This is a genomic window from Microcystis sp. LEGE 08355 (assembly GCF_015207185.1).
Classification (GTDB): domain Bacteria; phylum Cyanobacteriota; class Cyanobacteriia; order Cyanobacteriales; family Microcystaceae; genus Microcystis; species Microcystis panniformis.
The window spans coordinates 1-5,015 of sequence record NZ_JADEXI010000351.1 but is presented as its reverse complement, the minus strand read 5'-3'; the positions used below and the strand labels follow the sequence as shown (position 1 = coordinate 5,015).

The 5,015-nt window shown below is 44.0% G+C and carries 6 protein-coding genes; 3 read left to right on the top strand and 3 right to left on the bottom strand.

What is annotated here, in order from left to right; translation table 11 throughout:
* The first annotated feature begins 286 nt into the window (after nucleotides 1-286).
* Both pgeF and fmt read left to right on the top strand, forming a co-directional pair.
* Complete coding sequence (pgeF, locus tag IQ242_RS16630; protein WP_193960734.1) at nucleotides 287-1,081, top strand: peptidoglycan editing factor PgeF; 795 nt, start codon at nucleotides 287-289, stop codon at nucleotides 1,079-1,081.
* Between the two features lie 41 nt (nucleotides 1,082-1,122).
* Nucleotides 1,123-2,100, top strand: coding sequence for a methionyl-tRNA formyltransferase (gene fmt / locus IQ242_RS16625; protein ID WP_193960733.1), 978 nt, complete (start codon nucleotides 1,123-1,125; stop codon nucleotides 2,098-2,100).
* 29 nt (nucleotides 2,101-2,129) lie between these two features.
* Here the strand turns inward: fmt and IQ242_RS16620 are convergent, their stop codons facing one another.
* Nucleotides 2,130-2,510, bottom strand: a complete 381-nt coding sequence (locus IQ242_RS16620; protein ID WP_149985597.1) for a cyclic nucleotide-binding domain-containing protein — start codon at nucleotides 2,508-2,510, stop codon at nucleotides 2,130-2,132.
* Nucleotides 2,511-2,873: 363 nt separating this feature from the next.
* Complete coding sequence (locus tag IQ242_RS16615; protein ID WP_193960732.1) at nucleotides 2,874-3,680, bottom strand: TlyA family RNA methyltransferase; 807 nt, start codon at nucleotides 3,678-3,680, stop codon at nucleotides 2,874-2,876.
* A gap of 139 nt (nucleotides 3,681-3,819) precedes the next feature.
* Between IQ242_RS16615 and IQ242_RS16610 the strand changes: the two genes are divergently transcribed.
* Nucleotides 3,820-4,041, top strand: a complete 222-nt coding sequence (locus IQ242_RS16610) for a hypothetical protein (RefSeq protein ID WP_193960731.1) — start codon at nucleotides 3,820-3,822, stop codon at nucleotides 4,039-4,041.
* Nucleotides 4,042-4,158: 117 nt separating this feature from the next.
* Here IQ242_RS16610 and IQ242_RS16605 read toward each other — a convergent pair whose 3' ends face one another.
* Nucleotides 4,159-4,989, bottom strand: coding sequence for a metal ABC transporter permease (locus tag IQ242_RS16605; protein ID WP_193960730.1), 831 nt, complete (start codon nucleotides 4,987-4,989; stop codon nucleotides 4,159-4,161).
* Between the last annotated feature and the right edge of the window lie 26 nt (nucleotides 4,990-5,015).

Genomic DNA, 5,015 nt, shown 5'->3' with positions numbered 1-5,015 from the left:
TTTTTCGATAAAGCTTCTAGATTTCTACTCAGATTATACAATAAGTTTAAGGAAGCCGATTTTAGGGGATTATTCGGTGATAATCTCTCTAATTCATCGATAGCTCTCTCTCTTGTTCCTCCTCTACTATTTTTCTGATCGGAGACTACTGGCTACTGACTCCTAACCCTAACAACAATTTTTGATTTTTACCGGAGATATAAATAATCTTCCGGTTGCCGTTTGCCAAGCTCAGAACTAGGATAGGAAAGAACGAGGTATTAATGCAGCAAGAGAGGTTTAGACTGTGACCAATGTAGCGATCGATGTCCGATTAACCGCGACTTCTCTGTGGCAATGGCAAATATGGCAAGGATTGCCCTATCTTACCTGTAATCTCCTAGAGGACTGGTCCCACGGCTTTTTTACCCGTCATTATTACCCCCAAACCCCGGAAGCTTTTACAGAGGCTTTAGGAGCAAATGTACCGGTTTATCGGGTCAAACAGGTACATGGCGATCGCCTATTAAATCCCCAAGGGATTACTAACCCGGAAATTGTCGAAGCGGATGGAATTATCACCGATGCTTCCGGTCAAGGGATTTGGGTGGCCAGTGCTGATTGTACGCCCGTACTAATGGGTGATCGCTCTACTGGTGTTGGGGTGGCGATTCATTCTGGATGGAGAGGGACAGCCAAGGGGATAGTTGCCAAAGCAGTTAAGCAGTTATTAAAATCTGGTAGTTGTTTAGATAACCTAGTGCTGGCCCTGGGGCCGGCAATTGCCGGGGAAGTGTATCAAGTAGAGACAGAAGTTGCCGCACAAGTGGGTTTAAGTTTATTTCCCCAAGAAACCAATCCCGACCAAATTATAGGGAATTTATTTAACCTCTCCCCCTCCCCCTTATTTGCTGACGAGGAAAAAGGGAAAGTGCGCTTAGACGTGCGACGGGTGATTTATCATCAACTACAACAGTTAGGAATTAGGGATGAACAAATTGCGATCGCTCCTTTTTGTACCTATCAACAAGAGGAGCATTTTTTCTCCTATCGTCGGGAAAAAGCCAAAAAAATCCAATGGTCCGGCATAGTTAGTCGTTAATGATTACTGCTCACTGATAACTGAAAAATCCCCCCTCTCCCATGCGTATTGTTTTTTTCGGAACCCCGACTTTTGCCGTTCCCACCCTCAAAAAATTATTAGCCAATCCCGATATAGAAATAATCACCGTCGTTACCCAACCGGACAAGCGCCGGGGAAGGGGTAATCAATTAATCCCCTCACCGGTGAAACAAATAGCCATAGAACAGCAAATACCAGTTTTGCAGCCCAAAAGTGTCAAAAAAAACGCTAAAACCTTAGATTTTCTCAGACAATCGCGAGCGGATGCCTTTGTGGTGGTTGCCTACGGACAAATTCTCTCCCCAGAAATTCTAGAGATGCCGCGATTAGGCTGTATTAACGTTCATGGCTCAATTTTACCGAAATATCGGGGAGCAGCCCCCGTGCAGTGGTGCATCGCTAGGGGAGAAAAAGAAACCGGCATTACCACCATGTTAATGGATGCGGGCATGGACACCGGACCGATGTTACTAAAAGCCTACAGCCCGATCGCTCTTTTTGACAATGCCGAACAGGTGGGAGCAACCCTAGGGCAAATGGGGGCGGATTTGCTCCTAGAAACCCTCTCTAAGCTCGATCGAGCAGAAATTACCCCAATTCCTCAAAATAACGACGATGCTACCTATGCCCCTTTAATTCAAAAATCCGACTATCTAATCCACTGGCAAGATTCGGGACGGACAATTCACGATCGAGTCCGGGGTTTTTATCCTAATGCGCTAACCACTTTCCGGGGACAACCCCTTAAAGTGATGGCCACTATTCCCCTAGACGATCCTAGTCAACTACCTCGAGAATTACAGACAAAAGACCTTTCTCATCTAAGCGGAGAAGTGGGATCGATCGTGACTCTCTGGAAAAATTTCGGGCCGGTAGTGCAGACGGGAGCGGGTTTATTGTTATTAAAAGAAGTGCAATTATCGGGAAAACCACCGCGTTCTGGTGGGGATTTGGTCAATGGTTCCCGTTTAACTATCGGTGAGATTTTCGGTCAATAGTTTTCAGGGTATGGCTTTCCTTTGCTCCTCTATGCTTCACTGGTGAAGATTTTTTTCAACTTGCGAAAGCGATCGGAATAACTTCTTAATACTTCGATCGCAAACATGGGGGTTTCCTGCACGGCAAATAAAAACTGCGGTTGATTGAGATAGGCTAATTTACAATCAGTTTTGGCAATAGCTGTGGATTCTCGCAGTTTATCCCCATGCAGGAGCGCTCCTGCTCCGAATACATCCCCTTTTTCTAGAGTTTCTATCAATTGTCCCTTGATATACATCTCCACTTCTCCGCTAAGAATACCGTACATTAACTCGCCCTCCGTGCCATCGGCAAAAATAACTTCACCAGCTGGAAAAGTGCGATCGGGATGATTTTCGAGAATTTTAATCGTCTCTACGGGACTTAACATGATTTAACAAGAATTTTTCGGGTTATCCCTCCCATTTTCCGATATATTGAACTCCCCGATCATCGTTTTTGTATGTAAGAATACTTGAAACTTCTCTACCTGACCAAGATTCGGTTTGACTCTCAGAAATGCTTTGTTTAATGCTTGTCGGGGAGAGAAAATTTCCGTCTTCATACCTTTATCCTCTTCCTACCCAACCCGATTTTTGAGTCTATTTTTTTCTCTCTTATCTTCCCTCAAAAACCCTATATATATGGGCGCACGGATTCCCATTATACATAAAGTATAAAGCAAGTCTCGCCATTTGTCAAGGGTTTTCCGAAAATCTCCCCCTCTCCCCACTTCCTTGAGAAAATACCTGGTTTAAAACTGTTCGAGCGCTTTTTGGGTGATTTCTGCGATCGCTGTTAAACTGGGACTAACTTGGCCAGTATCGGTGGATAACCAGAGAAGATACTCGACGTTACCCGCAGGTCCGGTAATGGGAGACCAAGTTAAACCCCGATAGAACCATCCTAAGACTTCGGCGGCCTGTAAAACCTGAAAAATTGCCCCTGCTTGGTCTTGATGGTCGCGAACTACCCCTTTTTTACCGACTTTTTCCCGTCCCACCTCGAATTGGGGTTTGACCAATAAAATCGCCTCTCGCGGTGGATTTAATAGCGTCCACAGGGTCGGTAAAACTTTGGTCAGAGAAATAAAGGACAGATCCATAACTGCTAAATCGGCGGGTTTTTCCTGTCCGTATAACTTTTCCGGGGTTAAATAGCGAAAATTAGTTCTTTCTAGTAAAATAACCCGTTCATCCTGCCGTAAACTCCAGGCCACTTGTCCATAACCCACATCGACCCCATAAACCCGTTTTGCTCCTTTTTGCAAGAGACAATCGGTAAATCCCCCCGTAGAAATGCCGCCATCTAAACAAATGCGATCGCTGACATCGATGGCAAACAATTCTAAGGCCTTGGCTAATTTTTCGCCCCCCCTTGACAAATAGGGCAGTTTCTGCTTAACCTCGATCGCCGCTTCTGGATCGATTTCTGTGGCCGGTTTATCGATGATTTGATGATTGACTTTCACCTCTCCAGCGCGAATTAATCGCTGTGCCTGTTGACGGGAATCACAGAGATTTTTGGCTACTAATAATAAATCTAATCTTTGTTTCGGCAAGGAAGGCCTCCCAATAATCAGCGCCTAATTCTAAAAAATACCTTATTTTTCCCCAAGCAATCCCAGAAGGAAGATTATAAGTAAACATAGGGACAAGCGGAACCCATCAGCTAAATTTTCGCTGTCATCCCGATATTTTATGGATAAAGATACTCGATTCGCCATTTTAGTCATTGGCATCCCCTTTCTAGGACTAGCTTACTGTAGCTTGATTTTTGCCGTGATGATTTATTGGGTCTGGGCCCGGGAACATCCCGTGACCATGGCCACTTGTTTCGTCCTTGCTCCTTCTTTGATTTCTGGCTCTATCTGGCTGTTAGCCTCCTATAAAGCCCGTCAAAAGCAGCGTTTAGGGTTATAATTGGCGGGACTATCCCATCGGCCTCTAGAGAACAACTAATGTGGGGCAATATGGGGGTGAATTGCCTTCACCCTCCCCTAGATAACTTTTTCTGATCAGCACAACTAGGGAAGAGACTTAAAGATGAGATATTTTTCTGGTGATAGTGAGCATAAAAGGTTTCCAAGTAAGACTGATTAAATAACCCAATCCTGCCACTAAAATAATTGTCGCCCCTGAGGTGAGATTTAAGCTATAGGATAACCATAAACCAACCAAAGTAAAGACAATTCCTAAAATAATCGCTAGGATCATCATTCCCTTCATATTTTTAACAAATTGTCCACTGATAGCGGCGGGAATAGTTAATAAAGCAATTACCATAATTAATCCTACCACCTGCATTACTGCGACAATAGTTAAAGCGGTTATTCCCATTAAACCTAAATAAATTATCTCCACGGGAATATTGCGAATAATCGCAAAGGTTTCATCAAAAGATATGGCTAACAACTCTTTATAAAAGATACTAACTAAGGTTATAATTAATATATCTATGCCCGCCATTATCCATAAATCATCCCTCGGTACAGTCAAAATACTCCCAAAAAGATAACTCATTAAATCAGCTTTATAACCGGGAGTTAAATCAATAAAAATTACCCCAATCGCCATACCAATCGCCCACATCACCCCGATTAAAGTATCGGCTCTCTCCCGGATGCGACGCTGTAAAAAACCCATGCCTAAAGCCGAAAAAAAGGTAAAAAATATCGCCCCCACCAGGGGATTAATCCCAAAAAAATAACCGATTCCTATCCCTCCATAGGCAGCGTGAGCGATTCCACCACTGATAAAAACCACACGATTAACTACTACCAAAGTACCAACAATCCCACAGGCAATACTAACTAATATTCCTGCGGCGATGGCATGGCGCATAAAATCAAATTGTAAGGCCTCTAGCATAGGGTGTTGGGAAGTGGGGTGTGGGG

Excerpts from the sequence above, each read along its gene's own strand:
- IQ242_RS16610 (WP_193960731.1), top strand. The coding sequence starts at position 3,820 with ATGGATAAAGATACTCGATTCGCCATTTTAGTCATTGGCATCCCCTTT.
- IQ242_RS16620 (WP_149985597.1), bottom strand. The coding sequence starts at position 2,510 with ATGTTAAGTCCCGTAGAGACGATTAAAATTCTCGAAAATCATCCCGAT.
- IQ242_RS16605 (WP_193960730.1), bottom strand. The coding sequence starts at position 4,989 with ATGCTAGAGGCCTTACAATTTGATTTTATGCGCCATGCCATCGCCGCA.
- fmt (WP_193960733.1), top strand. The coding sequence starts at position 1,123 with ATGCGTATTGTTTTTTTCGGAACCCCGACTTTTGCCGTTCCCACCCTC.